We start from the raw sequence: 23,550 nt of genomic DNA, 5'->3' as shown, positions 1-23,550 counted from the left end.
CCGGGTCCCGGCCTCCCGGCTTGTACCGTGACCGTACTCCGCCGTCCTCCGCGAGGCAGCGCCGTGACCGAGATCGTCGCCCGAGATCCCGCCCCGACCCCCGTTCCCGCCGGCGTCCCCGAGCCCCTCGGCGCCGAGGACCGGGAGGCCCTGCGCCGCGCGGTCGCGACGCTCGAGCGCCCGAGCCTCGCCGGGCGGCTCTCGGCCATCGCGGGCGCCCCCCTCGACATGATCGGCCGGGCGCTGCCGACCCAGGTGGCCGAGGCCGTGAGCCACGCCACGGAGAGCGCCATGAAGGGCGCGCTGCGGGTGGCCCTCGCGACCCTGCCGCAGCGGGCGAGCGGCGCGAACGCCCTCGCGTCGGCCGCGCCCGAGGGGCCGGCGGCCTCCCTGCGGTCCCGCGCCCTCGACTTCCTGGAGCGCTTCCCCCCGGGCGACCGCGGGCACAAGGCGCTGGCGGCGTTCTCCGGGGCGGTGGGGGGCGCCTTCGGCCTCACCTCGCTCGCGGTCGAACTGCCGGTCTCCACGACGCTGATGCTGCGCTCGATCGCCGAGATCGCCCAGCGCGAGGGCGAGGACGTTGCCACGCCGGAGGGCGCCCTCGCCTGCATGCAGGTCTTCGCGCTCGGCGGGCGCGGCGGCGCCGGCGAGGCGACCGCGGCCGACAGCGGCTACTTCGCGGTGCGGGGGGCGCTCGCCAAGGCGATGGCGGAGGCGGCCCGCTACGCGGCCGGCCGCGGGATGGTGGACGAGACCGCGCCCGCGCTGATGCGCTTCGCCGCCCAGGTCGGCGCCCGCTTCGGGGGCGTCGTCTCGCAGAAGCTGGCCGCCCAGGCGGTGCCGGTGATCGGCGCCCTCGGCGGGGCGGCGGTGAACACCGCCTTCATGGACCACTTCCAGGCCATCGCCCGGGCCCACTTCACCGTGCGGCGCCTGGAGCGCCGCTACGGCAGGGCGGTGGTGCGGGAGGCCTACGAGGCGGAGCGGGCGGCGCTCGCTGCCTGAGGACGGCCGTCAGGCGCGGCCGTACCGGCGCCGCAGCAGCGCGTAGACGAGCCGCGCGGTCTGGACCTCGCCGCCCTCGGGCCGGCCCGGCCGCGCGGCCGGGTTCCAGCCGTAGAGGTCGAGATGGGCGTGGGCCCGGGCGGACGGGGCGAAGCGGCGCAGGAACAGCGCCGCCGTCACGGCCCCCGCGAACGGGCCGCCCGAGACGTGGTTGATGTCGGCGATCTTCGAGTCGAGCAGGCTCGCGTAGGGTGCCCAGAGCGGCAGGCGCCAGACCGGGTCGTTCACCGCGAGGCCGGTCTCGGCCATCTCGGCGGCCAGCGCGTCGTCCTCGGTGAACAGGGCCGGCAGGTCGGGGCCGAGCGCCACCCGGGCCGCGCCCGTGAGCGTCGCGAAGTCGACGAGGAGGTCCGGGCTCTCCTCGTCGGCGAGCGCGAGGGCGTCGGCGAGGATCAAGCGGCCCTCCGCGTCGGTGTTGCCGATCTCGACGCTGAGGCCCCGGCGGCTCCTCAGGACGTCGCCGGGCCGGAAGGCGCTGCCCGAGATCGAGTTCTCGACGGTCGGGATCAGCACCCGCAGGCGGACGGGCAGGCCCGCCCCCATCACCATCTCGGCGGCCGCGAGCGCCACGGCGGCGCCCGCCATGTCCTTCTTCATCAGGAGCATCGCGGCGGAGGGCTTGATGTCGAGGCCGCCGGTGTCGAAGACCACGCCCTTGCCGACGAGCGTCACCTTCGGGGCCCCGGGGTCGCCGAAGGCGAGGTCGACGAGGCGCGGGGCCCTGGGCGAGGCCCGGCCGACCGCCGCAATCATCGGGAAGTCGCGGGCGAGGTCGTCGCCGGACGTGACCGTGCAGGCGGCGCCGTGGCGCCCGGCGAGGCGGCGCACCGCCTCCTCGATCTCGGCCGGGCCGAGGTCGTTGGCGGGCGTGTTGACGAGGTCGCGCCCGGCCGCCACCGCGTCCGCGATCCGCCCGATCTCGCCGGCGTCGACGCCCTCCGGCGCCGCGAGCCGGGCCGCCGGGGCCGGGCGCTCCCGGTAGCGGGCGAACCGGTACCCGGCGAGCCGCCAGGCCAGTGCCGCGAGGGCAGGGTCGGCGACCGGGGCCGCGAGGGCGTAGGTGCCCTCCGGCAGGAGGTCCGGCAGCCGCCCGAGGGCGAACGGATCGGCCCGCCCGCCCGCGGACTCGACCCCGAACAGCACCCCGAGGAGCCCGCCCTCCGGATCGGGCAGCAGGCAGAGCCGGCCGGGCTTCGCCTCGAACCCGGTCGCCCGCGCGAAGGCGACGGCCGGCGCCGGCAGCTCCGCCGCGAGCCCCGCCCAGGCGGCCGCGTCGACGCACCAGATCGGGGTGGCGGCGGCGGCATCGGCGGCGGGCAGGAGAGTGGTCACGCGCGGCATTCCCGGTCTGGTCGAGGTCCGGGGAGGGGGGAGGAACAGGGACCGGATGTCAACCTGCCGGCGGGCCGGCGCCGGTCCGGGGCCGGTCTCCGGGTCCCCGCCTCAGTACGCCCCGATCGATTTCGCGGCGGCGTGCGCGCCGGACGCGGCGAAATCGTCGAAGGCCGCGAGCAGGTGAGCGTCGAGGTCGGCGGGCAGGCCGTGGTCCGCCAGGCAGGCGCGGGCGCGGGCGGTGCGCTCCTCGGCGGGCTCGTCCTCGAGCCCGGTCGCCACGGCGAAATCCCGGCAGGCGGCCTGGAAGGCCGGCCACAGGCCGCGATCTTCGGGCCCGAAGCTCTCGAGATCGAAGCGCAGCGTCACCCTGGGCCGCCCCGACCCCTGCGCATCGTCCGTCATCGACCACACCCCTCAACGCCCCGGCCGGCGCCGCCCCGCCGGCCCCGGGAAGCCTAACCCATCGCCCGCCCCGGCCGCCACTCCCGCCCGGGGGCGAGCCTTGCCGGCCGCGCGGGGAGCGCGCCTGCGGCGGGGCGCCTTAACGGCCGGTTAGGGTTAACGCCGTACGAACTGGAACATCGGGCCGAGGCGGCGCGCGCCGCCGACCCCGCCGGAGTGGCCGATGCCTGCGATCGACGAAACCTCCTGCGTCCTGCGCCGCGCCCGGCGGCTCGCCGCCGTGGGCGCCCTCGCGCTCATGGCCTCGGGCTGCCTCTCGCGCTCGCCCGAGACCACGGGCTCGATCGACGCGCGGGCACCGGGCGAGGCGACGGCGCGGCGCGACCTCGGGCGCCTCGCCGCCCGCTACGAGGCCGACCAGGGCAATGTCGGGGTGGCGCTGGCCTACGCCCAGGCCCTGCGCGCCACCGACCAGAAGCCCCAGGCCGCGGCCGTGCTCCAGCAGACGGCCCTGCGCAACCCGCGCAGCCCGGCGGTCCTCGCCGCCTACGGCAAGAGCCTCGCGGAGGCCGGCCGCTTCGGCGAGGCCGCGGAGGTGCTGCGCAACGCCCACTCGCCGGCCAACCCCGACTGGCGCGTGCTCTCGGCGCAAGGGGCGGTGGCCGACCAGACCGGCGACCACGCCGAGGCCCAGCGCTACTACGAGGCGGCGCTCAAGATCGTGCCGGGCGAGCCTACGGTGCTGTCGAATCTCGGGCTGTCCTACGCCCTCGCCAAGCGCCTGCCCCAGGCCGAGGCCACCCTGCGCCAGGCGGCGGCCGATCCCCGCGCCGACGGGCGCGTGCGCCAGAACCTCGCCCTGGTGCTCGGGCTCCAGGGGCGGTTCGGCGAGGCCGAGCAGGTGCTCGCCCGCGACCTCGGCCCCGCCGAGGCGACCCAGAACGTCGCGGCCCTGCGCGCCTTCGTGTCCCAGCCGAACGCCTGGCAGGCGATCCGCTCCGCCGACCGCTCGGCCAAGCGCCGGGCGCCGCCCTCCGGCACCTGAGGGGGAGCCCCTGGGGACGGCGCGGACGACCCCCGCGCCCCGCCGCCGCGGTCCCTCGCCCCCGGGGCGGCCCCGGCACGATGACCCCGTCCGCGGGCAGCGGGCGCCTCCCGCCCGGGGGGTGCTCACTTCCAGTTGAAGACCTGGATCATCGCCGGCGTCAGGATCACCACGAACAGGGCGGGCAGGAAGAACAGGATCATCGGCACGGTGAGCTTCGGGGGCAGCGCCGCGGCCTTCTTCTCGGCGGCGTTCATGCGCTGGTCGCGGCTCTCCTGGGCCAGCACCCGGAGCGCCTGGCCGACCGGGGTGCCGTAGCGCTCGGCCTGGATCAGCGCGGTGGTGATGTTCTTCACCGATTCGAGGCCCGTGCGCAGGGCGAGGTTCTCGTAGGCCACGCGCCGGTCGGGCAGGTAGGACAGCTCCGCCGTCGTCAGCGTCAGCTCCTCGGCCAGGACGAGGCACTGGTTGGCCATCTCGGCCCCGACCCGCCGGAAGGCGTGCTCGATCGCCATGCCGGACTCGACGCAGATCAGCAGCAGGTCGAGCGCGTCGGGCCAGTTGCGCTGGATCAGCGCCTGGCGCTTGTCGGTCTGGTTCTTCAGGAAGATCTCGGGCGCCTTGATGCCGAGATAGACCGCCGCCACCACGATGCCGATCCGGATCATCAGCGGCTGGTCGAGCACCCGCAGCACGAACAGGTAGAAGCTCGACAGGACGAAGAAGCCGATCGGCATCACCAGCCGGAAGAACAGGAGGGCGATCTCGGCCTGCTGGCCGCGATAGCCCGCCATCATCAGCTTGTTCTTCGCGTTCTCGGTGGCGAGCCAGTTGTCGAGGCGGAAGCGCTCGACCACGCGCTTCATGTAGGCCTTGGGCGGCTGGCGCAGGTTGGTCTTCTGGCTCATCCGGTCGCGCTCGCGCAGGCGGATCCGGTCGCGCTCCTGGCCGACCCCCTTGAGGCGCCGCGAGAGCCGGTCGGGCTCGAGGAAGGGCTGGGCCAGCGTGTAGACGGTCGCGGCGGCCGCCACGGCCGTCAGCACCGCTCCGACGAAGCTCGGGTCGATCAGCTTGGTGAGGTACTCCATGGCCCGCCCCTCCCGGCGGCGCGGATCCGGCTCCCGGATCGAGGCTCAGATGTCGAAGCGGATCATCCGGCGCATGGCCGCGATGCCCACGAGCATCCAGAGACCGGCGCAGACGAGGGAGATCTGGCCGGTCTGGGTGGTCCAGAGCAGCGTGATGTAGTCGGGGCTCGTGAGGTAGGCGAGGCCGGCGACCACGAAGGGCAGGGAGGCGATGATGGCCGCCGAGGCCTTCGCCTCCATGCTCATCGCCTGCACCTTGTCGACCATCTTGCGGCGCTCGCGCAGCACCCGCGAGAGGTTGCCGAGCGCCTCCGACAGGTTGCCGCCGGACTTCTGCTGGATGCCGATCACGATGGCGAAGAAGTTCGCCTCCGGCACCGGCATGCGCTCGTAGAGCTTGGCCACCGCCTCCGAGACCGGGATGCCGAGGGCCTGGGCCTCGATCACGGCCCGGAACTCGGTCTTCACCGGCTCGGGCGACTCGCGGGCGATGACGCGCAGGCAGTCGCCGAGGGGCAGGCCGGAGCGGATGCCGCGCACGATGACGTCCATGGCGTTCGGCAGCTCGAGCACGAAGCGGGCGCGGCGCCGCTTGCGCAGGAAGGCCAGCAGCCAGTGCGGCAGGCCGAGCCCGCCCACGAAGGCGAGGCCGAGGGCCGCCATGACGCTTCCCCCCGCCACGTAGCCGACGACCCCCATGAGGGCGCCGACGCCGCCGCTGACGACGTGGAACTGGGTCTTGCCGATGCCGAGCCCGGCCTGGGACAGGCGCAGCTCCAGGCTCGGGCGGACCTTCTTCTCCTTGGCCTCGAGCTCCTTCAGGCTCTTGGCCACCTGCTCGCGCCGGCTCACGGTCTGCACCCGCTCGGCGGCCTGGCGCTGGCCCGCGACGGCCCGCTGGCGCCGGCTCGCCCGCGCCTCGTCGGGCAGGAGCGGGACGAGCAGCGCCGAGGCGAGGGCGACCGCCGAGACCGCGAGGAGGACCGACGCCGCGACGGCGCTCAGTTCGGGCACGGGCGCCTCCTGCCGGCGCGGCCGGGGGCCGCGTTGCCGGAGGCCGGGGCGCGCGGGCGGCTCACGGTGCGTCGTCCGTCTCGCGGATCTCCGCGGCGTCCAGGGCGGCGGCGAGCGCCCGGTCCTCGCCGTAGTAGCGCGCGCGCTCCCAGAACCGGGGCCGGCCGATGCCGGTCGAGCGGTGGCGGCCGATCAGCTTGCCGTTCGCGTCCTCGCCGACGATGTCGTACAGGAACAGGTCCTGGGTGATGATGACGTCGCCCTCCATCCCCAGCACCTCGGTGATGTGGGTGATGCGGCGCGAGCCGTCGCGCAGGCGGGCGGCCTGCACCACCACGTCGATCGAGCCGGCGATCATCTCCCGCAGGGTCTTGGAGGGCAGGTTGTAGCCGCCCATCGAGATCATCGACTCGATGCGCGACAGGCATTCCCGCGGCGAGTTGGCGTGCAGCGTGCCCATGGAGCCGTCGTGGCCGGTGTTCATGGCCTGGAGCAGGTCGAAGGCCTCGGGCCCGCGCACCTCGCCGACGATGATCCGCTCGGGCCGCATGCGCAGGCAGTTCTTGATCAGGTCGCGCATCGTGACCTGGCCCTGGCCCTCGAGGTTCGGCGGCCGGGTCTCGAGGCGCACCACGTGGGGCTGCTGAAGCTGCAGCTCGGCCGCGTCCTCGCAGGTGATGATGCGCTCGTCGTCGTCGATGTAGCGCGTGAGGCAGTTGAGGAGCGTGGTCTTGCCCGAGCCGGTGCCGCCCGACACCACCACGTTGCAGCGCACCCGGCCGATGATCTGGAGGATCCGGGAGCCCTCGGGCGAGATCGAGCCGAAGCGCACGAGCTGGTCGAGGGTGAGCTTGTCCTTCTTGAACTTGCGGATGGTGAGGGCGGGGCCGTCGATGGCGAGCGGCGGCGCGATCACGTTGACGCGGGAGCCGTCGGGCAGGCGGGCATCGCAGATGGGCGAGGATTCGTCGACCCGGCGCCCGACCTGGCTCACGATGCGCTGGCAGATGTTCATCAATTGCTGGTTGTCGCGAAAGCGCACCGACGTCATCTGGATCTTGCCGGCGACCTCGATGTAGGTCCGGTTGGCGCCGTTCACCATCACGTCCGCAATGTCGTCGCGGTTGAGCAGCGGCTCGAGCGGGCCGTAGCCGAGCACGTCGTTGCAGATGTCGTCGAGCAGCTCCTCCTGCTCGGCGATGGACATCACCACGCTCTTGAGGCCGATGATCTCCGTGACGATGTCGCGGATCTCCTCCCGGGCGGCGTCGGGTTCGAGGCGGGCGAGCTGGGCGAGGTCGATCGCCTCGATCAGGGCGCCGAAGATCATGCTCTTCGTGCGGTAGTACTCGTCCGAGCGCGCGGCGTCGGGCGCGGGCGGGGCCTCGCGGGCCGGCACCGGCCGGGCGGCGTCGGACCGGGCGCTGTCCTGGAACACCGGCGCCGTCGCCGCCGCGAGCGGCGCGGGGCCGGCCGCGATCTTTTGGGCCGTCGCTCCGGGTCTCCTGCCGAACATGGGATCTGCGGCCTTCCTGGGGAACGGGGAGGGTTAGCGGGCCCGTCGCGGGGTCGGCCTCCGGGCAAGTCTTGCGTCTCGGCGTCCCCGGCTCAGGACGCCTTGCGGCGGCCGAGCCGGGCGAGGATCGGCACCAGCAGGCTGGCGCGGCTGCGCCGCGGCTCGGCCCGCCCCGCGAGGGCGCCCGCGAGGTCGCCGAGGATCTCCGTGACCTTGCTGCCGGGCTGCACCTCGGCCAGCATCTGGCCGTTGTTGGCGGCCGTGCCGAACAGGGCGGGATCGAACGGCACCACCGCCGCCACGGGCGCGTCGAGCGCCTTGGCGAACTCCGCCACCGCGATCTCGGGGCGCTTGCCCATCCCGACCTGGTTGAGCACGAGGCGCGGCATGCGGTCGTTGGGGCGCGACTGGCGCAGCAGGTCGAACAGGTTGCGGGCGTTGCGCAGGGAGGCGAGCTCCGGCGCCGCCACCACGACGATCTCGTCGGCGCCGATCAGCATGCGCCGGCACCAGGCCGGCCAGGCGTGGGGCACGTCGAGCACGATGCACGGCACGGTCGCCCGCAGGATGTCGATCACCCCGTCGAAGGCCCCCTCGGCGAAGTCCGTCGGGCGGTCCAGGGTGGCGGGGGCCGCGAGCAGGCTCAGGTTGTCGGTGCACTTCGAGAGCAGGCGGTCGACGAAGTTGGCGTCGATGCGCTCGGGGGCGAACACCGCCTCGGCCACGCCCTGCGGCGGGTCCTGGTTGAAGTTCAGCCCGGCGGTCCCGAAGGCGACGTCGAGGTCCGCGATCACCGTCGCGGTGCCGCAGTCGCGGGCGATCGACCAGGCGATGTTGTGGGCGAGCGTCGAGGCCCCGGTGCCGCCCTTGGCGCCCACCACCGCGATCGTGCGCCCGAGGGGCTCGGCCCCGGGCTCGCTGAACAGGTCGGAGATCGCCGCGATCGTGGCCACGGGATCGATCGGGGCGATCAGGTACTCGCTGATGCCCCGGCGGATGAACTCGCGGTAGAGCAGCACGTCGTTGACGTGCCCGATCACGATCACCTTGGTGCCCGCGTCGCAGACCTCCGCCAGGCTGTCGAGGTAGCTCAGCGGGCTGACCTTGCCGCCGCTCATCTCGATCATGATCACGTTCGGGGTCGGGGCGTTGCGGTAGGCCTCGACGGCGGCGGGCGCCCCGCCCATCTGCACCTTCAGGTGCGCCTTCTGCATGCGCCGGTCGCCGGCCGCGTCCTCGATCACGGCCGCGACGTCGGGCGTCTCGCAGAACGCCTGGATGGTGATGCGCGGGACCGGCGCGATCACCCGGCCGGCGGTCTCGGTCGTCTCAGACATGGCGCGCCTTCGCCCTCGCGGTTCCGGGGAGCGCTGCCGCCGGGCCGAGGACGGCCCCGGCGACGGTGCCCGTCCGGCGCGTCCGCATCACTGGGTCACCTGCGACTTCACGCTCGCGCGCCCATCCTGCTTCCAAGTGGTTGACGGATCCTTTCCGGTCCGGAGGTCCTGGAGGTCCTGCGTCCGGATGACCGTGTCGATCCGGCCCTCCTGGCGGGCCCGCACGAGGTCGACCGGGTCGGCGATCTGGCTCGCGACGTTGGACTGCGTCGCGCAGCCGAGGTTCCAGTACGGCTCGTTGCGGGCGTTGAAGCCCGCGCCCGTCACGCCGAGGTCCTGGGGCCACAGCCCGCAGGCGCCCGCGACCTTGGCCTGCATGCGCTGGAAGCTCAGGCGCACCGGCGCGCTCACCGCCACGTTGGCGACCGGGTAGGGGGCGAGCACGATCTCCCGGGGCGTCACCCCCCGGGAGGCGGCCTGCGCCCGGACGAGCGCGAGGGTGCGCTGCACCGCCGGCCCGGGCACCTGCGAGCCGCGCGGCACCTCGAGCGCGAGGGTGCCGCGGCCGTAGCGGCGGTACTCGACCAGGAAGGCGTCGACGTCCTCGGCCTGGCGCGGGTCGAGGTGGCCGACGCCGGTGACGAAGACGTCGAGGCTGCGCGGGCTGTCCGAGAGCACGATCGGGTGGCGCTCCGGCACGGTCATCGGGTAGGTCGAGCCCGTGGTGAGGGCCCGGTCGGCGGCGCAGGCACCGAGGGCCGCGGCGGCGCACAGGAGCGGCAGGCGGGAGGCGAGGAGGCGGGCGGAGCGGATCATGGCGCGTCTCGGGGTCCGTCTTAATCCGTGATGAAGCCGACCCGGCCGCGGTAGGTCGGCCCGAGCGGGGCGGCCCCGACCACGCCGTAGAGGCGGTTGAAGCGGCCGAGCAGCACCGACTGGCCGTCGGTGGCGTCCGTGAAGCCGTCGTCCGGCTTCCTGACCTGGCCCGGGTCCATCGGCTTGGCGATGAAGGGCGTGACCATGATCATCAGCTCCGTCTCCTGGCGCTGGTAGTCGCGGGACCGGAACAGGGCGCCGAGGATCGGCAGGTTGAGGAGGCCCGGCAGGCCGTTGATGGCCTGGCGCGTGCGCTGCTGGATCAGGCCGGCCGTCATCATCGTGCCGCCCGAGGGCAGCTCGACCGTGGTCTCGGACTTGCGCACCGTCAGGGCCGGCACCGAGATGTTGGTGTTGCCGTTCGAGACCAGGATCGCGTTCTGGGGATCGAGCTCCGTGACGTTCGTGCCGACCCGGATCGAGATGCGGTTCTCCGACTGCACCACCGGGGTGAAGTTCAGGGCGACGCCGTAGGGCTTGAACTCGATGCCGACGGCGCAGTTCGAGGAGGCGCCCGCCCCGCTGCCCACCAAGGCGGTGCAGCTCTGGCTCGTCGGGACCGGGATCTCGCCGCCGGCCGTGAAGTTCGCCGACTCGCCCGAGATCGCCGTGAGGGTGGGCTCGGCCAGCACCCGGGAGACGCCGGCCTGCTCGAAGGCCCGCAGCGTCGCCTGGAGCGAGAACCCGCCCGCCCGCACGGAGGCCTGGAGCCGGTTGCCTTCGGGGAAGGATTGTCCGGAGAGCGGGAACGGCGTCTCGTTGACGAAGTCGGAGGGGCGCGGGCCGCCGTTGGCGACGTTGAGGGGATTGAGGGGGCTCCAGCTCGCGCTGGTGTTGATGCCGAACTGCTTCAGCACCTGCCGGGAGACTTCGACCACGGTGACGCGCAGCATCACCTGGTCCTTGCCCCGGATCGTGAGGTTGTTGATGACCGCGCCCCTGGCGCCGCCCCCGCCGCCGATGCCCACGAAGGCGTTGGCGATGTCGACGGCCTGCTGAGCCTCCCCGGCGGAGTTCACCGAGCCGGTGAGCAGCACCGAGTCGCCCGCCGGACGCACGTCGAAGCGCCCGCCCGGGATGCTGCCGTTGAGGGTCTGGCGCAGCACGTTGAGGTCGCGGCCGACCGTGACGTCGAGGGCGGCGATCTGGCGCCCGTCGGCGTCCATCACGAAGATCGAGGTGGCGCCGTTCTCGACGCCGATGATGAAGACCTTGCGGGTCGAGCGCACGACGGCGTTGGCGACCTTGGGGTTCGCGACGAAGACCTCCTTGGCGTCCCGCGGCAGGTCGATCACCAGGGACCGCCCCATGGTCAGGTCGACCCGCCGGGACACCTCGGCCTCGTTGGGGCCCACCGCGACCACCGGGGCCGGGCTGATGCCGCTCCGGGTGAGGCCGGGCACGCCCGCCCCCTGCGCGGTGGCCGGCGGCGGCAGGAGGCAGGCCGCCAGCACGCCCGCCGCCAGCGCGGTGCGCGCGAGGGCCCGGGAAAGCGGGTCGGGGATCGGCATCGGGCGGCTCTCGTGGCGCGGGGCGCAGGGATCCATCGGGCCGCTCACCGGCGCGGCATCTGCTTGGAGACGCCGTAGCGCACCACGGTGAGGCCGGCCTCGGCCTTGCGGTCGACCGGGTCCGGCGCGGCCTGGGACGCGTCGGCGAGGCTGCGCAGGGCGAGCGAGAGCTGGCCGACCTTCTGGGCGAGGGTGATCACCTCGGTCTGGGCCGGGGTGAGTTCGAGGGTCGCGGTGTCGCCCGTGACGACGCGCTCCCCGTTGCGCTCCTGCACGGTCTGGCCCACCGCCAGGACGCGGATGTTGGTGAGCAGCGTCTCGGAGAGCTGCACGTCGGAATTGCCGGTGCGCGAGGCCTCCTCGTCGCGGTAGGTGCGCAGGACGTCGACCCGGTCGTTCGGCAGGATGAACCCGCCGGCGGTGTTGCTGCCCCGCGCATCGATGGAGATCGCCACGGCGCGCATGCCCGAGGGCAGGATCGCCGACAGGAAGCCGCTGCCGTTCGCCTTGATGAGCTTCTCGCGCCGCATCGGCTCGCCGGCCAGGAACGGGCTGCGGACGATGGAGCCGGTCGTGTCCTCGAGGGCGGTCGGGACGGCGCTGCGCTGGAGGAAGCCGTCCCCCGCCGCGCCCTTGGGCCAGGGCTGCCAGCGCAGGTCGGCCGGCTTCAGCGTCTGCCCGAGCGGGAGCTCGGCGGCGGCCACCAGCACGTCGACGGTGTCGGCGGGCGGCGGCGGGGCCGCCTGCTGGACCACGGGCGCCGGAGGCGGCTCGCGGCCGCTCATCAGGTAGAAGGCCGCCGTGCCCGAGACGACGGCGACGCCGATGAGGAGGAGACGCGACGATTTCATGGATGCCGGAACCGGGGACCGAGACGAACGGCCTCACGCCGCCCGTGGTCCGAACTCAGCAGGCATTCCTCAAATTAGGGTTAACCAATCGTCGATCACCCGGCGTCCCCGGGGCCGGGCCCCCGGGGACCCTGGCGCCAGCGGCGCCGTCAGGCCGGCAGGGCGAGCCGCCACAGTGAGGCGGCCGGGCAGACCACGAGGGCGGCGGCCGCGAGGGCGATCCCGTAGGGAACGCCGGTGCGGCGGTCGTGGAGGTGGAGCGCCCACGGCCAGGCCGAGGCGAAGCCCGGCAGGGGGTGGGTGCGCAGCCGCAGGAGGCCTAGCGTCAGGACGCCCCCCGCCGCGGAGGCGACGAGCAGGTAGTCGGCGAGGTGGTCGAAACCGAGCCAGAGGGCGGTCGCGGCGGCGAGCTTGGCGTCCCCGCCGCCGATGAGGCCGAACGCGAACAGCGCGAAGGTCGCGAGCAGGGTCACACCCCCGGCCCCGAGATGGCTCGCCACCTCCGGCCAGCCGAGGCCGCTGCCGGCCGCGAGCCCCGCGAACGTCACCACCAGGGCGGCGCAGAGCCGGTTCGGGATCGTCATCGTCAGGAGGTCGCTCGCGGCCGCGTAGGCCATCAGGAAAGGGAACACGACGAGGAGGGCGAGGGTGGCCATTGAGCGCGCGCTTCCAGGCAGGACGCGCACCGGTCGGGGGACCGGCGCGGGTCTCGGGCCACCGCGCCGCCGCAGCGCGCGGGGAGCCCCGAGAGGGGGAACCGGCCCGGTCGCGTCCGGGACCGGCTCAGCGCCTCCTCGGGTTACTTGCCGGTGGCGATGTTGCCGGCGATGTTGTTGAACTTCGTGCCGATGTTGCTGCCCAGGGTGGTCGCGGCGCCGATGATGGCGACGGCAATCAGGCTCGCCAGCAGGCCGTACTCGATGGCGGTGGCCCCGGACTCGTCGGACACGAAACGCTTCAGAATGCTCGTCATAACTCTGTTCCTCGACTGATTGGCCTCGACTCGTCCGTCGACAATCGTGTGGGTGCCGATCGGAACTGGCGCCACCGTAGGGTGGACCCCGTTGAGGTTGAGTTAAAACGATCGGCGAGCCGGCGATGTCTCACGGGAGTGCAAATGATGGTTAACGCCCGGTCCCGCGGTTGACGCCAAATGTCGAGACCGCGCGCGTCGGGTCGGGACGGCACGGACCGGCAATGCCGGTGCCGGGCCCTCCCGGGGCGGAAACCCGGCGCCGATCACCCCGGGCGACTTAGCGATTCCTCAACCGTCCCGAGCTTCATTGGAGGCCGAGCCGAAGCCCGCGAGACCGATCCGATGCGCCCGCCGTCCCGCCGCCCCCGCGCCGCCCTGCGGGCCGCCGCCCTGGCCCTGTCCGTCCTGGCCTCGACCGGCGCCGCCACGGCGCGGGAGAGCGACGCCGGGACCGTGACGGTCTCGGTCGACAACGCGAAGGTGATCCGCCTGCCGGAGCGGACCGCCACGGTGGTGGTCGGCAACCCGATCATCGCGGACGTCTCGCTCCAGCGGAACGGCATCGTCATCCTGACCGGCAAGAGCTTCGGCAGCACCAACCTGATCGCCCTCGACCCGTCCGGGGCGATGCTGGCGGAATCCTTCATCAGCGTGCAGGCCGGCAGCCCCTCCGTCGTCACGGTGCAGCGCGGCCTCGAGCGCGAATCCTACTCGTGCACCCCCGCCTGCCAGCCGGCCGTGCAGCTCGGCGACGCCCCGAAATACTTCTCCGAGGTCAGCGGGCAGGCCGGCCAGCGCAACTCCATGGCGACCGGGCAATAGCTTCGTCGCCGGGCGCGCCCCCGGTCCCGGAAGGGGCTCGGGGGCGCCCCCCGAGCCCCGCCCGCTGCGCGAACGGCGCAAGGGTTCGGCAAGTGTTTCGGCCTAACACTCGCGGCCGCGAAGTGGGCGGGGCTCGCGGCGGGTGACGATGCGACGGAGCAGTGGCGAGGCGCAGGCGCGCGGGGCGGACCGCGCCGACCCGGGCGGGCGGGCCGGACGCCTCGGGCGTCGGGCCCTCGCGCTCGCGGGCGACCGCGAGGGCGTCGCCGCGGTCGAGTTCGCGATGGTCGCGATGCCGTTCCTGATCCTGCTCGCCGCCATCATGGAGACGGCCCTCGGCTTCTTCGCCGCCCAGAACCTCGACAACGCGGTCGCGGATGCGGCCCGGCAGATCTACACCGGGCAGTTCCAGGCCGCCCGCGCCTCGGACCCGACGCCCCCCACCGGGACGACGTCGCAGCAGGTGGCGACCCAGAAGTTCAAGGACGCCATCTGCACCGGCCGCGTCACGCTGTTCGATTGCAGCAAGATCAAGGTCGACGTCCTGGCTCCGGCCGACAGCGCGAGCTTCACGCCGCCGAGCCCGGTCGACGCCGGCACCAAGGCCTGGCGGACGGATTTCGGCACCGCCTACCAGAGCCCGGGGCCGAGCCAGATCGTGATCGTGCAGGCCGCGGTCGAGTACCCGGTCTTCTTCGGCTTCATGAACCCGAACATCCTCTCGAACGGGGCGCGCGTGCTCCAGTCGACGGTGGCCTTCAAGACGGAGCCGTTCCAATGAGCGCCGGTTCCCGCCGGGCCGCGGGCGCCCCCCCGGGGGCCGCGCGCGGGGAGGCCGATCCCGGTCCCGAGGCGGCGGGCCCGCCCCGCCGCGGCGAGGCGGCGGGTGCGCCCGGCCCGGGGCCGCGCCGCGGCCTGCGGTCCTTCGCCCGGGCCGAGGGGGGCATCGCCGCCGTCGAGTTCGCCCTCGTGCTCCCGCTCATGCTGGGGCTCTACCTCGGGTCGACCGAGCTCTCGCAGTACATCGGCAACGTCCGCAAGGTGACGCTCGCGGCGCGGACCATGGCCGACCTCGTGTCCCGCGAGTCCGGGGACGTGTCGCAGACCGCTCTCGGCGCCATCTTCAAGGCCGCGCGCGCGGTGCTGTCGCCCTTCGACGCCTCGACGGCGACCTTCACCATCAAGGCGGTGGGCGTCTACGACGCCACCGGGCGGGCCAAGATCTGCTCGAGCGCCCAGTCGAGCGGCGCCGCCGGCACCATCGTCACTCCGGCCGCCTCGACCACGCTGCCGGCCGTGCCCGGCGCCTACATGGCGGCGGGGGCGCGCTACGTCCTCGTGGAGATCACCATGCCGTACAAGCCGGTGATCAGCGCGCAGGTCGCGAACTGGACCATGACCGAGCAGGTCCCCTGGCCGGTGCGCAACGGCCGCATCGCCAACAGCGCGAACCCCGAGATCATCCTGCCGAACGGCACCGCCCTCGGGACGCCCTGCACGGCCGCGTTCTGACGGCCTCACCCCCGCAGGGTGAGCCGGCCGCCGGCGACCTCGAAGCCGCGCAGGCGCCGCAGGAACGACATCCCGAGCAGGCTGGTGCCGAGCTGCCCGCGCGGCAGCACCACGGCGTCCACGCCCCGCACGCTGATGCCCTCCACCTGCATCTCGCCGATGCGCACCGGGGCCGCCAGCACGACCCCGTTGGCGGTGCCGACCGGCCGGGCGAAGTCGCGCCCGCTCACCCGGATGCCGGCCCGCTCCGCGTCCTCCTGCGTGAAGGCGCAGAGCGTCGCGCCGGTATCGACCATCATCCGCACGGTGCGGCCCTCGACGAGGGGATGGACCGTGTAGTGGCCCCGCAGGTCCTGGTGCAGGCTCACCGTCAGGGAGGTCCCGGCCTCGGCCGGGGCGGGCGCCGGGGGCCGGAACAGGCCGGCGAGGCGCTCGGTCGCGCCGCCGGCCGACAGGGCCGCGGTCGCGAGGATTCCGAGGGCCCAGACGATGGGGCGGGACACCGGGACGCCTCCTCTTCAGCGCCGGGCCCGCGCGGCGGCACGCGCGCGACATTCGCGGGCGATCCGTTAAGGAATCCTCAGGCCGGTCGCCGCGAGGGGGCCGGATCCCCGGTGCGCCGCCGCCTTGCCTTCGGGCGGGTGCGCTGCTAAGAGCCCGGCGCGCCTGCCGGACACCCTTGGAGGCCGGACTCCCGGAGACGGGAGCGGGCGCGGCGACGCCGGTTCGCAGGGCCGCTCTCGATCGGGGCGGCCTTCGGCGTTTGAGCCAACCTCACCATTGCTCGCTGAAGGATCACGCCATGAGCGCCGTGAAGCCGCTTGAGGCCGTGGCACGCGACCGGGTCGGCAAGGGGGCCGCCCGGGCCGTTCGTCGCCAGGGCCAGGTGCCCGCCGTCGTCTACGGAGGGGGCCAGCCCCCGCAGGCCATCGCCATCGAACTCGTCCGCGCCCGCACGCTGATCTACGCCGGCGGCTTCCTGACCACGGTGTTCGAGATCGAGTCCGGGGGCCGCAAGGTCCGGGCGATCCCGCGCGACTTCCAGCTCGACCCGGTCTCGGGCGTGCCGCTGCACGTCGACTTCCTGCGCGTCGTCGCGGGCCAGACCGTCTCCGTCGAGGTGCCGGTGCATTTCTCGCACGAGGACGCCGCGCCGGGCATCCGCCAGAGGGGCGGCACCCTCAACGTCGTGCTGCACACGGTGACCCTCGACGTGGCGCCGGAATCGATCCCGGACGCTATCACGGTCGACCTGACCGGCAAGGACATCGGCGACTCGATCCACGTCTCCGATCTGCCGGTGCCGGCCGGCGCCACGATCACCCTCGACGGCGCCGAGACCGTCGCCACGATCGTGCCCCCGACGGTGCTGGGCGCCGAGGTGGAGGCCGAGGAGGCCGCCGTGGCCGAGGCCGCCCGCGCCGAATCCGCCGAGGAGAAGGCCACCGAGGAGGCCCAGGAGGGCTGAACCGCGGGCTGAGCCGCGGGCCGGGCCCGCGGGCCCGGGCCCCTCCGCAACCCCGCGCGGACCGCCCCCGGGCCGGAGCCCGCCCCGCGAGACATGGTCCCCATGTCTCCGGCCGGGCCTCCGGCGGGCCCGCGCGGCCCCGGGGCCTCCGCTCGTTTCGGTGAGACTGATCCGCCATGCGGCTGTTCGTCGGCCTCGGGAATCCCGGGTCCCGCTACGCGGGCAACCGGCACAACATCGGCTTCATGGCGCTCGAGGCCATCGCGCGCCGGCACGGCGCGGCGCCCTGGCGGCGCAGGTTCCAGGGCGAGGCGAGCGAGGCCGTGCTCGGCACCGAGCGCGTGCTGCTCCTGCGGCCGCAGACCTTCATGAACGAGTCCGGCCGCGCCGTGGCGGAGGCCCAGCGCTTCTACAAGATCGCGCTCGGCGACGTCGTGGTGTTCCACGACGAGCTCGACCTCGGACCCGCCCGGTTCCGGGTGAAGTGCGGCGGCGGCAATGCCGGCCACAACGGCCTGCGCTCGATCACCGCCCAGTGCGGCAACGCGTACTGGCGCGCCCGCCTCGGCATCGGGCACCCGGGCGACAAGGCGCTCGTCCACGCCTACGTGCTCAACGACTTCGCCAAGGCCGAGCTGCCGTGGGTCGAGGATCTCTGCGACGCCGTGGCGGAGCACGCCGCCCTGCTGGCGGCGGGCGACGACGCGCGCTTCCAGAACAAGGTCCACCTCGCCATGGCGGGGCGGGGCTGGGACGAGGTGAAACGCGTGGGCGAGAGGCCGGCATGACCGGCCCGGCTCCCGACAGCCAAGGCGGGCACGCGCCGCGGGCCGGTGCGGCCGGCATCCGCCGCGAACCGGATGGGATGATCTGATGGGCTTCAAATGCGGCATCGTCGGCCTGCCGAACGTCGGCAAGTCGACCCTCTTCAACGCGCTGACCCAGACCGCGGCGGCACAGGCGGCCAACTACCCGTTCTGCACCATCGAGCCGAATGTCGGCGAGGTGGCGGTGCCGGATCCGCGCCTCGACGACCTCGCCCGCATCGCGGGCTCGAAGGAGATCGTGCCGACCCGGCTCACCTTCGTGGACATCGCCGGGCTGGTGCGGGGCGCCTCGAAGGGCGAGGGGCTCGGCAACCAGTTCCTCGCCACGATCCGGGAGGTCGACGCCGTCGCGCACGTGGTGCGCTGCTTCACGGACGGCGACGTCACCCACGTCGAGGGCAAGGTCGACCCGATCGCCGACATCGAGACGATCGAGACCGAGCTGATGCTCGCCGACCTCGAGAGCCTGGAGAAGCGCGTCCTGGCGCTGGAGAAGCGCGCCAAGGGCGCCGACAAGGAGGCGAAGGAGGCCCTCGACCTCGTGCAGCGGGCCCTGCCGCTCCTGCGCGACGGCAAGCCCGCCCGCCTCGTCGCGCGCAAACCCGAGGAGGAGCGCCTGTTCTCCCAGCTCGGCCTGATGACCGCCAAGCCCGTGCTCTACGTCTGCAACGTCGACGAGGGCGCGGCCGACGCCGGCAACGCCCACTCGGCCGCGGTCTTCGCCCGGGCCGCGCAGGAGGGCGCCCGGGCCGTCGTGGTCTCGGCCAAGATCGAGAGCGAGATCGCGGTGCTGCCCCCGGCCGAGCAGGCGGATTACCTGGAGGCGGTGGGGCTGACGGAGCCCGGGCTCAACCGCGTCATCCGGGCCGGCTACGACCTCCTCGGCCTCATCACCTACTTCACCGCCGGCCCGAAGGAGGCGCGGGCCTGGACCATCACCCAGGGCACCCGGGCGCCGGGCGCCGCCGGGGTGATCCACACCGATTTCGAGAAGGGCTTCATCCGGGCCGAGACCATCGCGTACGCCGACTACACGGCGCTCAACGGCGAGGCCGGCGCCCGGGAGGCCGGCAGGCTGCGGCTCGAGGGCAAGGAGTACGTGGTGCAGGACGGCGACGTGCTGCATTTCCGCTTCGCCAACTGACCGCCCGGGACCCCTCCGGCCCGCCGCCATGGACCTGCGCCGCCGCCACGCCTGGGACCTGACGCCGGCCGAGGCCGTGGCGCTCCAGCGGCGCCTCGCCGCCGAGGTGGTGGCCGACCGGCCCCTCGACCTCGCCGGCGTGCGGCTCGTCGCCGGCGTCGACGTCAGCGTGCGGGACGCGCGCTCCCACGCCGCCGTGGTGGTGGCGACCTTCCCGGACTTCCGCGTGGTCGAGACCGTGACGGCCCTCGCGCCGACGCCGTTCCCGTACGTGCCGGGCCTCCTCAGCTTCCGCGAGGGTCCGGTGCTGGAGGAGGCGTTCGCCCGCCTGAGGAGCGAGCCGGACGTGTTCCTGTTCGACGGCATGGGCACCGCCCACCCGCGCCGCATCGGCATCGCGAGCCACATGGGGCTGTGGCTGGAGCGCCCGACGATCGGGGTCGGCAAGACCCGCCTCGTCGGCCGCAACGCCCCCCTCCCGGAGGAGAAGGGCGCCCAGGTGCCCCTCGTCCACCGGGGCGAGACCATCGGGGCGGTGGTGCGCACCAGGACGGCCCGGAACCCGCTCTTCATCTCGCCCGGGCACCTCGCCGACATCCCGGGCAGCGTCGCGCTGGTGCTCGCCTGCGCGCCGAAGTACCGGCTGCCCGAGCCGATCCGCCTCGCCCACAAGGCGGCGGGGGCCTTCGCGTAGGGCGGGGCGGGGGCGCGACGTGACGGCCGGCCCCGGGCCGTGATAGCCGGGCGGGCATCGGTCACTCACGCGGCTCCCTCATGCCCCGCTACTGCTTCGAAGACCTCGTCCCCGGTTTCCAGCTCGCGTGCGGCCCGCAAAGCGTCACGCGGGAGGACATCGTCGCCTTCGCGCGCGCCTACGACCCGCAGCCGTTCCACGTCGACGAGGCGGCCGCGCGCGACACCTTCGTGGGCACCCTGATCGCCTCCGGCTGGCACACCTGCGCCCTCACCATGCGCCTCGTGGCCGAGGGCTTCATCCTGCAGTCGAGCTCCATGGGCTCGCCCGGCGTCGACGCGGTGCGCTGGCTGCGGCCGGTCCTGCCGGGCGACGCGCTGTCGGTGCAGCTCGGCGTGCGCGAGGCCCGCCCCTCCGCCAGCAAGCCCGACCGCGGCTTCGTGCGCATCGTCCTGGAGATCCGGAACGGCCGCGGCGAGACCGTGATGACGCAGGATTTCTGGGCCATGTTCGGCCGGCGCGGGGCCGCGCCCCTGCCGCCGCGGACCCGGCCCCCGGCGGTTCCCGCACCCGAGGCGGCCGCGCCGGCCGCGATCCCGCCGGCCTGGTTCGAGGACCTGCCCCTCGACGTCCCGTACGACCTCGGCAGCTATCATTTCGGGCGCGACGAGATCCTGGCCTTCGCGCGCGCCTACGACCCGCAGCCCTTCCACGTCGACGAGGCGGCCGCGGCGCAGAGCCATTTCGGGGGCCTGTGCGCGTCGGGCTGGCACACGGCGGCGGCCTGGATGAACCGGATGGTGGCGGCCCGCGACCGCGGCGCGGCCGCCGCCCGGGAGCGCGGCGAGCCCGTGGCGCCGAGCGGTCCCTCGCCGGGATTCCGCGACCTGCAATGGCTCAAGCCGGTCTATGCCGGGGACACCATCCGGTACGACGCGACGCTGACCGAGAAGCGCCTGTCGCGCTCGCGTCCCGGCTGGGGCGTCGTCACGCACGCGAGCACCGGCACGAACCAGCACGGCGAGCCCGTCTTCCGCTTCACCGGCGCCTGGTTCGCGGCCTGCCGCTGAGCGGGCGGAAGGCCGCCGGGGCGGCCCGGCCCGGAACGCGACCGCCGCCGGGGCGGCCCGGCCCGGAACGCGACCGCCCCGGCGGCGGTTGCCGACGACGCGCCGGCGCCGCGGCCGGGCCACACCAAGACCGGGCTTGCCGAGGCGCCCGGTTTGGGCTGTCTGTCAGCGGAACGGTCCGGCGGACACCACGGGGAGGCGCGATGAGCATCGCGATCGTAGGGGCGGGCGCCATCGGGGGGTTCCTCGGGGCGAGGCTCGCCGATGCCGGCGAGGCCGTGACCCTGATCGCCCGCGGCCCCCACCTCGCGGCGATCCGGCGGGACGGCCTGCGCCTCGTCGAGGAGGACGGCCGCCGGCGCCACGCCAAGGACGTGCGCGCCACCCAGTCCATGGCGGAGGCCGGTCCCCACGAGGTCGTGCTCCTGACCCTCAAGGCCCACCAGGTCGGCCCGATGGCCGCGGACCTCGCGCACCTGATCGGTCCCGACACGGTCGTGGTGACGATGCAGAACGGCATCCCGTGGTGGTACTTCCACCGGCACGGCGGTCCCCTCGCGGGCACGCGGCTCGAGACCGCCGACCCGGGCGGGCTGATCGCGGCGGCGATCGACCCCGAGCGGGTGATCGGCAGCGTGGTCTACCCGGCCGCAATGCTGACCGAGCCCGGCCTCGTCACGGTGGTGGAGGGCAACCGCTTCGGCCTCGGCGAGCCCTCCGGGGCGGTGACGCCCCGGGTGCAGGCGCTCGCCCGGCGCCTCGTCGCGGCGGGCTTCCGCGCGCCCGTGACGAGCGACATCCGGGCCGAGATCTGGCTCAAGCTCTGGGGCAACCTCAGCTTCAACCCGATCAGCGCGCTCACCCACGCGACCCTCGTCGACATCTGCCGCTTCCCCGAGACCCGGGCCCTCGCGGCCGCGATGATGCGGGAGGCGGAGGCGATCGCGAACCACCTCGGGGTGACGTTCAAGCTCGGGATCGAGCGGCGCATCGCCGGGGCCGAGAAGGTCGGCGCCCACAAGACCTCGATGCTCCAGGACGTCGAGGCCGGCCGTCCCGTGGAGCTCGAGGCGCTCGTGGGCTCGGTGGTCGAGCTCGGCCGCCTGACCGGCATCCCGACGCCGTCGATCGACGCGATCTACGCCTGCACGCGCCTGCTCGCCCGCACGCTCGAGGAGGCGCGCGGCCGGCTCGAGGTGCGCGGCGCGTGACGGGGCACAGACCAGGGGAGGGGCCGTGATGGCCGAGCAATCCGCACGCACGATCGACGCCCTGATGCGGGCGGGCGCCGAGGACGCGACCGCCCTCGGCGCGCCCGGGGGCGCTCCCCTGAGCTTCGGGGGCCTGCGCGCCCAGATGCGCGACACCGTGGCGGCGCTGAACGCCCACGGGATCGGGCGCGGCGACCGGGTCGCCCTCGTCCTCGACAACGGCCCCGCCATGGCGGCGGCCTTCGTGGCCGTCGCCGCCGGAGCCACGGCCGCACCCCTGAACCCGGCCTACAAGGCCGAGGAATTCTCGTTCTACCTCGCCGATCTCGGCGCCCGGGTGCTGGTGACGGCGGCGGGCCGCGAGAGCCCGGCGGTCGCCGTGGCGGAATCCCTCGGGGTGCCGGTGGCGCGCCTGAGCGAGACGCCGGAGGCCGGTGCCGGCCGCTTCAGGCTCGATCTGCCCGGCGCGGGCGCGCCGGCCGCCCGGGGCGGCCCGGCGGAGGCGGACGAGACCGCCCTCGTGCTGCACACCTCGGGCACCACCTCGCGGCCGAAGATCGTGCCCCTGTCGCAGGCCAACGTCTGCGCCTCGGCCCGCAACGTCCGCGCCAGCCTCGCCCTCGCGCCGGAGGATCGCGGCCTCAACATCATGCCGCTGTTCCACATCCACGGGCTCATCGCCGGCCTGCTCGCGCCGCTCTCGGCCGGCAGCGCCGTGTGCTGCACGCCGGGCTTCAACGCCCTCAAGTTCTTCGCCTGGATGGACGAGGTGCGGCCGACCTGGATCACCGCCGTGCCGACCATGCACCAGGCGATCCTCGGCCGCGCCGCCCGCAACCGCGAGGTCATCGCCCGCGTGCCCCTGCGCTTCCTGCGCTCCTCCTCGTCCTCGATGCCCCCGCAGGTCCTGCGCGAGCTCGAGGAGGTGTTCGGCGCCCCCCTGATCGAGGCCTACGGCATGACCGAGGCCGCCCACCAGATGGCGTCGAATCCCCTGCCGCCGCGCCCCCGCCGGCCCGGCTCCGTCGGCCTCGCGGCGGGCCCGGCGATCGCCGTGGTGGACGAGGCCGGCACGCCGCTCCCGGCGGGCGAGACCGGCGAGATCGTGATCCGGGGCGACAACGTGATGGCGGGCTACGAGGCGAACCCGAAGGCCAACGCCGAGGCCTTCACCCCCGACGGGTTCTTCCGCACCGGCGACCAGGGCGTGCTCGACCCGGACGGCTACCTCACCATCACGGGCCGCCTGAAGGAGATCATCAACCGCGGCGGCGAGAAGATCTCGCCCCGCGAGGTGGACGAGATCCTGATGGACCACCCGGCCGTGGCCCAGTGCGTGACCTTCGCGCTGCCCCACCCCAAGCTCGGCGAGGACGTGGCGGCGGCGGTCGTGCTGCGCGACGGGCAGGCGTCCGACGAGGCCGCCCTGCGGGCCTTCGTGGCCGGCCGGGTCGCGCCCTTCAAGGTGCCGAGCCGCGTCCTCCTCCTCGAGGAGATCCCGAAGGGCGCGACCGGCAAGCTCCAGCGGATCGGGCTCGCGCAGAAGCTCGGGCTGGCCTGAGGGCCGGCCCCGCGCCGCGCCGGCGCGGGGCCTTGCTGGCGCGGGGCCTTGCTGGCGCGGGGTCGGTCCCGGCGGGCTCAGTGCAGGGCCGCGCTCGGCGAACCGACGAGGGCGTCCGCGGCCGGGAGCGCGGCGTCGCCGCGCGCGTCATCGTCGCGCCCGGCGGCCTCACGCGCCACGGCGTCGTGCGCCACGTCCTCGAGCGCCGCCTCGTCGCGGAGCGCG

The 23,550-nt window shown here is 74.2% G+C and carries 24 protein-coding genes; 12 read left to right on the top strand and 12 right to left on the bottom strand.

Features of this window, described 5'->3' with window-relative positions:
- Positions 1-63 precede the first annotated feature (63 nt).
- Positions 64-1,005 (top strand): EcsC family protein, encoded by a 942-nt coding sequence (locus DT057_RS19875; RefSeq protein WP_128563840.1) that lies wholly within the window; start codon positions 64-66, stop codon positions 1,003-1,005.
- A gap of 9 nt (positions 1,006-1,014) precedes the next feature.
- On the opposite strand, the gene DT057_RS19870 is transcribed toward DT057_RS19875, so the two are convergent.
- Positions 1,015-2,406, bottom strand: coding sequence for a leucyl aminopeptidase family protein (locus tag DT057_RS19870; protein ID WP_128563839.1), 1,392 nt, complete (start codon positions 2,404-2,406; stop codon positions 1,015-1,017).
- A 102-nt stretch (positions 2,407-2,508) separates the two neighbouring features.
- Complete coding sequence (locus DT057_RS19865; protein WP_128563838.1) at positions 2,509-2,802, bottom strand: hypothetical protein; 294 nt, start codon at positions 2,800-2,802, stop codon at positions 2,509-2,511.
- A 223-nt stretch (positions 2,803-3,025) separates the two neighbouring features.
- On the opposite strand from DT057_RS19865, the gene DT057_RS19860 reads away from it, so the two are divergent.
- On the top strand, positions 3,026-3,847 hold the full coding sequence (locus tag DT057_RS19860; protein ID WP_128563837.1) for a tetratricopeptide repeat protein: 822 nt from the start codon (positions 3,026-3,028) through the stop codon (positions 3,845-3,847).
- 125 nt (positions 3,848-3,972) lie between these two features.
- Here DT057_RS19860 and DT057_RS19855 read toward each other — a convergent pair whose 3' ends face one another.
- From DT057_RS19855 to DT057_RS19815, 9 genes are all read right to left on the bottom strand, one after another.
- Positions 3,973-4,935, bottom strand: coding sequence for a type II secretion system F family protein (locus tag DT057_RS19855; protein WP_128563836.1), 963 nt, complete (start codon positions 4,933-4,935; stop codon positions 3,973-3,975).
- A 45-nt stretch (positions 4,936-4,980) separates the two neighbouring features.
- Entirely contained in the window at positions 4,981-5,949 is a 969-nt protein-coding gene (locus tag DT057_RS19850; RefSeq protein ID WP_128563835.1) for a type II secretion system F family protein, read from the bottom strand.
- Between the two features lie 61 nt (positions 5,950-6,010).
- Complete coding sequence (locus DT057_RS19845) at positions 6,011-7,465, bottom strand: TadA family conjugal transfer-associated ATPase (protein WP_128563834.1); 1,455 nt, start codon at positions 7,463-7,465, stop codon at positions 6,011-6,013.
- Between the two features lie 92 nt (positions 7,466-7,557).
- On the bottom strand, positions 7,558-8,802 hold the full coding sequence (locus DT057_RS19840; protein ID WP_128563833.1) for a nucleotide-binding protein: 1,245 nt from the start codon (positions 8,800-8,802) through the stop codon (positions 7,558-7,560).
- A gap of 87 nt (positions 8,803-8,889) precedes the next feature.
- On the bottom strand, positions 8,890-9,618 hold the full coding sequence (locus DT057_RS19835) for a CpaD family pilus assembly protein (RefSeq protein ID WP_128563832.1): 729 nt from the start codon (positions 9,616-9,618) through the stop codon (positions 8,890-8,892).
- A gap of 20 nt (positions 9,619-9,638) precedes the next feature.
- Entirely contained in the window at positions 9,639-11,189 is a 1,551-nt protein-coding gene (locus DT057_RS19830; RefSeq protein ID WP_128563831.1) for a type II and III secretion system protein family protein, read from the bottom strand.
- Positions 11,190-11,233: 44 nt separating this feature from the next.
- On the bottom strand, positions 11,234-12,040 hold the full coding sequence (gene cpaB / locus DT057_RS19825; protein ID WP_128563830.1) for a Flp pilus assembly protein CpaB: 807 nt from the start codon (positions 12,038-12,040) through the stop codon (positions 11,234-11,236).
- Between the two features lie 149 nt (positions 12,041-12,189).
- Positions 12,190-12,696: an A24 family peptidase gene (locus DT057_RS19820; protein WP_128563829.1), complete on the bottom strand. Its 507-nt coding sequence runs from the start codon at positions 12,694-12,696 to the stop codon at positions 12,190-12,192.
- A gap of 143 nt (positions 12,697-12,839) precedes the next feature.
- Entirely contained in the window at positions 12,840-13,013 is a 174-nt protein-coding gene (locus tag DT057_RS19815) for a Flp family type IVb pilin (RefSeq protein WP_128563828.1), read from the bottom strand.
- 345 nt (positions 13,014-13,358) lie between these two features.
- On the opposite strand from DT057_RS19815, the gene DT057_RS19810 reads away from it, so the two are divergent.
- The 3 genes from DT057_RS19810 to DT057_RS19800 all read left to right on the top strand — a co-directional run bounded on the left by DT057_RS19810 (position 13,359) and on the right by DT057_RS19800 (position 15,350).
- Positions 13,359-13,838 carry a pilus assembly protein N-terminal domain-containing protein gene (locus DT057_RS19810; RefSeq protein WP_128563827.1) on the top strand — a complete coding sequence of 160 codons (480 nt, stop codon included), beginning with the start codon at positions 13,359-13,361 and terminating at the stop codon, positions 13,836-13,838.
- Between the two features lie 148 nt (positions 13,839-13,986).
- On the top strand, positions 13,987-14,619 hold the full coding sequence (locus DT057_RS19805) for a TadE/TadG family type IV pilus assembly protein (protein WP_128563826.1): 633 nt from the start codon (positions 13,987-13,989) through the stop codon (positions 14,617-14,619).
- Positions 14,616-15,350, top strand: coding sequence for a TadE/TadG family type IV pilus assembly protein (locus tag DT057_RS19800; protein WP_128563825.1), 735 nt, complete (start codon positions 14,616-14,618; stop codon positions 15,348-15,350). Before DT057_RS19805 ends, DT057_RS19800 begins: the two co-directional genes overlap by 4 nt.
- 5 nt (positions 15,351-15,355) lie before the next feature.
- On the opposite strand, the gene DT057_RS19795 is transcribed toward DT057_RS19800, so the two are convergent.
- Complete coding sequence (locus tag DT057_RS19795; RefSeq protein WP_128563824.1) at positions 15,356-15,853, bottom strand: retropepsin-like aspartic protease family protein; 498 nt, start codon at positions 15,851-15,853, stop codon at positions 15,356-15,358.
- A gap of 299 nt (positions 15,854-16,152) precedes the next feature.
- Between DT057_RS19795 and DT057_RS19790 the strand changes: the two genes are divergently transcribed.
- The 7 genes from DT057_RS19790 (at position 16,153) to DT057_RS19760 (ending at position 23,325) form a co-directional block, all read left to right on the top strand.
- Entirely contained in the window at positions 16,153-16,818 is a 666-nt protein-coding gene (locus tag DT057_RS19790; RefSeq protein WP_128563823.1) for a 50S ribosomal protein L25/general stress protein Ctc, read from the top strand.
- A 176-nt stretch (positions 16,819-16,994) separates the two neighbouring features.
- Positions 16,995-17,606 carry an aminoacyl-tRNA hydrolase gene (pth, locus tag DT057_RS19785; RefSeq protein ID WP_128563822.1) on the top strand — a complete coding sequence of 204 codons (612 nt, stop codon included), beginning with the start codon at positions 16,995-16,997 and terminating at the stop codon, positions 17,604-17,606.
- Positions 17,607-17,691: 85 nt separating this feature from the next.
- Positions 17,692-18,789 carry a redox-regulated ATPase YchF gene (gene ychF, locus DT057_RS19780; protein WP_128563821.1) on the top strand — a complete coding sequence of 366 codons (1,098 nt, stop codon included), beginning with the start codon at positions 17,692-17,694 and terminating at the stop codon, positions 18,787-18,789.
- Positions 18,790-18,817: 28 nt separating this feature from the next.
- Positions 18,818-19,483 carry a deoxyribonuclease V gene (gene nfi, locus DT057_RS19775; protein ID WP_128563820.1) on the top strand — a complete coding sequence of 222 codons (666 nt, stop codon included), beginning with the start codon at positions 18,818-18,820 and terminating at the stop codon, positions 19,481-19,483.
- An 80-nt stretch (positions 19,484-19,563) separates the two neighbouring features.
- Positions 19,564-20,553: a MaoC family dehydratase gene (locus tag DT057_RS19770; protein ID WP_128563819.1), complete on the top strand. Its 990-nt coding sequence runs from the start codon at positions 19,564-19,566 to the stop codon at positions 20,551-20,553.
- 203 nt (positions 20,554-20,756) lie between these two features.
- A complete protein-coding gene (locus DT057_RS19765; protein ID WP_128563818.1) occupies positions 20,757-21,764 on the top strand; it encodes a ketopantoate reductase family protein in 1,008 nt (335 codons plus the stop codon).
- Between the two features lie 28 nt (positions 21,765-21,792).
- A complete protein-coding gene (locus DT057_RS19760; protein ID WP_128563817.1) occupies positions 21,793-23,325 on the top strand; it encodes an acyl--CoA ligase in 1,533 nt (510 codons plus the stop codon).
- Positions 23,326-23,550 lie beyond the last annotated feature (225 nt).

The organism is Methylobacterium crusticola (assembly GCF_003574465.1).
GTDB classification, from domain to species: domain Bacteria; phylum Pseudomonadota; class Alphaproteobacteria; order Rhizobiales; family Beijerinckiaceae; genus Methylobacterium; species Methylobacterium crusticola.
The sequence above is the reverse complement of the archived record's forward strand: the minus strand, read 5'-3'. Positions and strand labels throughout refer to the sequence as shown.

Coding starts and splice junctions, on each gene's coding strand:
- DT057_RS19765 (WP_128563818.1), top strand. CDS start 20,757: ATGAGCATCGCGATCGTAGGGGCGGGCGCCATCGGGGGGTTCCTCGGG.
- DT057_RS19800 (WP_128563825.1), top strand. CDS start 14,616: ATGAGCGCCGGTTCCCGCCGGGCCGCGGGCGCCCCCCCGGGGGCCGCG.
- DT057_RS19760 (WP_128563817.1), top strand. CDS start 21,793: ATGGCCGAGCAATCCGCACGCACGATCGACGCCCTGATGCGGGCGGGC.
- DT057_RS19865 (WP_128563838.1), bottom strand. CDS start 2,802: ATGACGGACGATGCGCAGGGGTCGGGGCGGCCCAGGGTGACGCTGCGC.
- DT057_RS19840 (WP_128563833.1), bottom strand. CDS start 8,802: ATGTCTGAGACGACCGAGACCGCCGGCCGGGTGATCGCGCCGGTCCCG.
- pth (WP_128563822.1), top strand. CDS start 16,995: ATGCGGCTGTTCGTCGGCCTCGGGAATCCCGGGTCCCGCTACGCGGGC.
- DT057_RS19855 (WP_128563836.1), bottom strand. CDS start 4,935: ATGGAGTACCTCACCAAGCTGATCGACCCGAGCTTCGTCGGAGCGGTG.
- DT057_RS19820 (WP_128563829.1), bottom strand. CDS start 12,696: ATGGCCACCCTCGCCCTCCTCGTCGTGTTCCCTTTCCTGATGGCCTAC.
- ychF (WP_128563821.1), top strand. CDS start 17,692: ATGGGCTTCAAATGCGGCATCGTCGGCCTGCCGAACGTCGGCAAGTCG.
- DT057_RS19835 (WP_128563832.1), bottom strand. CDS start 9,618: ATGATCCGCTCCGCCCGCCTCCTCGCCTCCCGCCTGCCGCTCCTGTGC.
- DT057_RS19815 (WP_128563828.1), bottom strand. CDS start 13,013: ATGACGAGCATTCTGAAGCGTTTCGTGTCCGACGAGTCCGGGGCCACC.
- DT057_RS19810 (WP_128563827.1), top strand. CDS start 13,359: ATGCGCCCGCCGTCCCGCCGCCCCCGCGCCGCCCTGCGGGCCGCCGCC.
- DT057_RS19845 (WP_128563834.1), bottom strand. CDS start 7,465: ATGTTCGGCAGGAGACCCGGAGCGACGGCCCAAAAGATCGCGGCCGGC.
- DT057_RS19860 (WP_128563837.1), top strand. CDS start 3,026: ATGCCTGCGATCGACGAAACCTCCTGCGTCCTGCGCCGCGCCCGGCGG.
- DT057_RS19870 (WP_128563839.1), bottom strand. CDS start 2,406: ATGCCGCGCGTGACCACTCTCCTGCCCGCCGCCGATGCCGCCGCCGCC.
- DT057_RS19770 (WP_128563819.1), top strand. CDS start 19,564: ATGCCCCGCTACTGCTTCGAAGACCTCGTCCCCGGTTTCCAGCTCGCG.
- cpaB (WP_128563830.1), bottom strand. CDS start 12,040: ATGAAATCGTCGCGTCTCCTCCTCATCGGCGTCGCCGTCGTCTCGGGC.
- DT057_RS19805 (WP_128563826.1), top strand. CDS start 13,987: ATGCGACGGAGCAGTGGCGAGGCGCAGGCGCGCGGGGCGGACCGCGCC.
- DT057_RS19790 (WP_128563823.1), top strand. CDS start 16,153: ATGAGCGCCGTGAAGCCGCTTGAGGCCGTGGCACGCGACCGGGTCGGC.
- nfi (WP_128563820.1), top strand. CDS start 18,818: ATGGACCTGCGCCGCCGCCACGCCTGGGACCTGACGCCGGCCGAGGCC.
- DT057_RS19830 (WP_128563831.1), bottom strand. CDS start 11,189: ATGCCGATCCCCGACCCGCTTTCCCGGGCCCTCGCGCGCACCGCGCTG.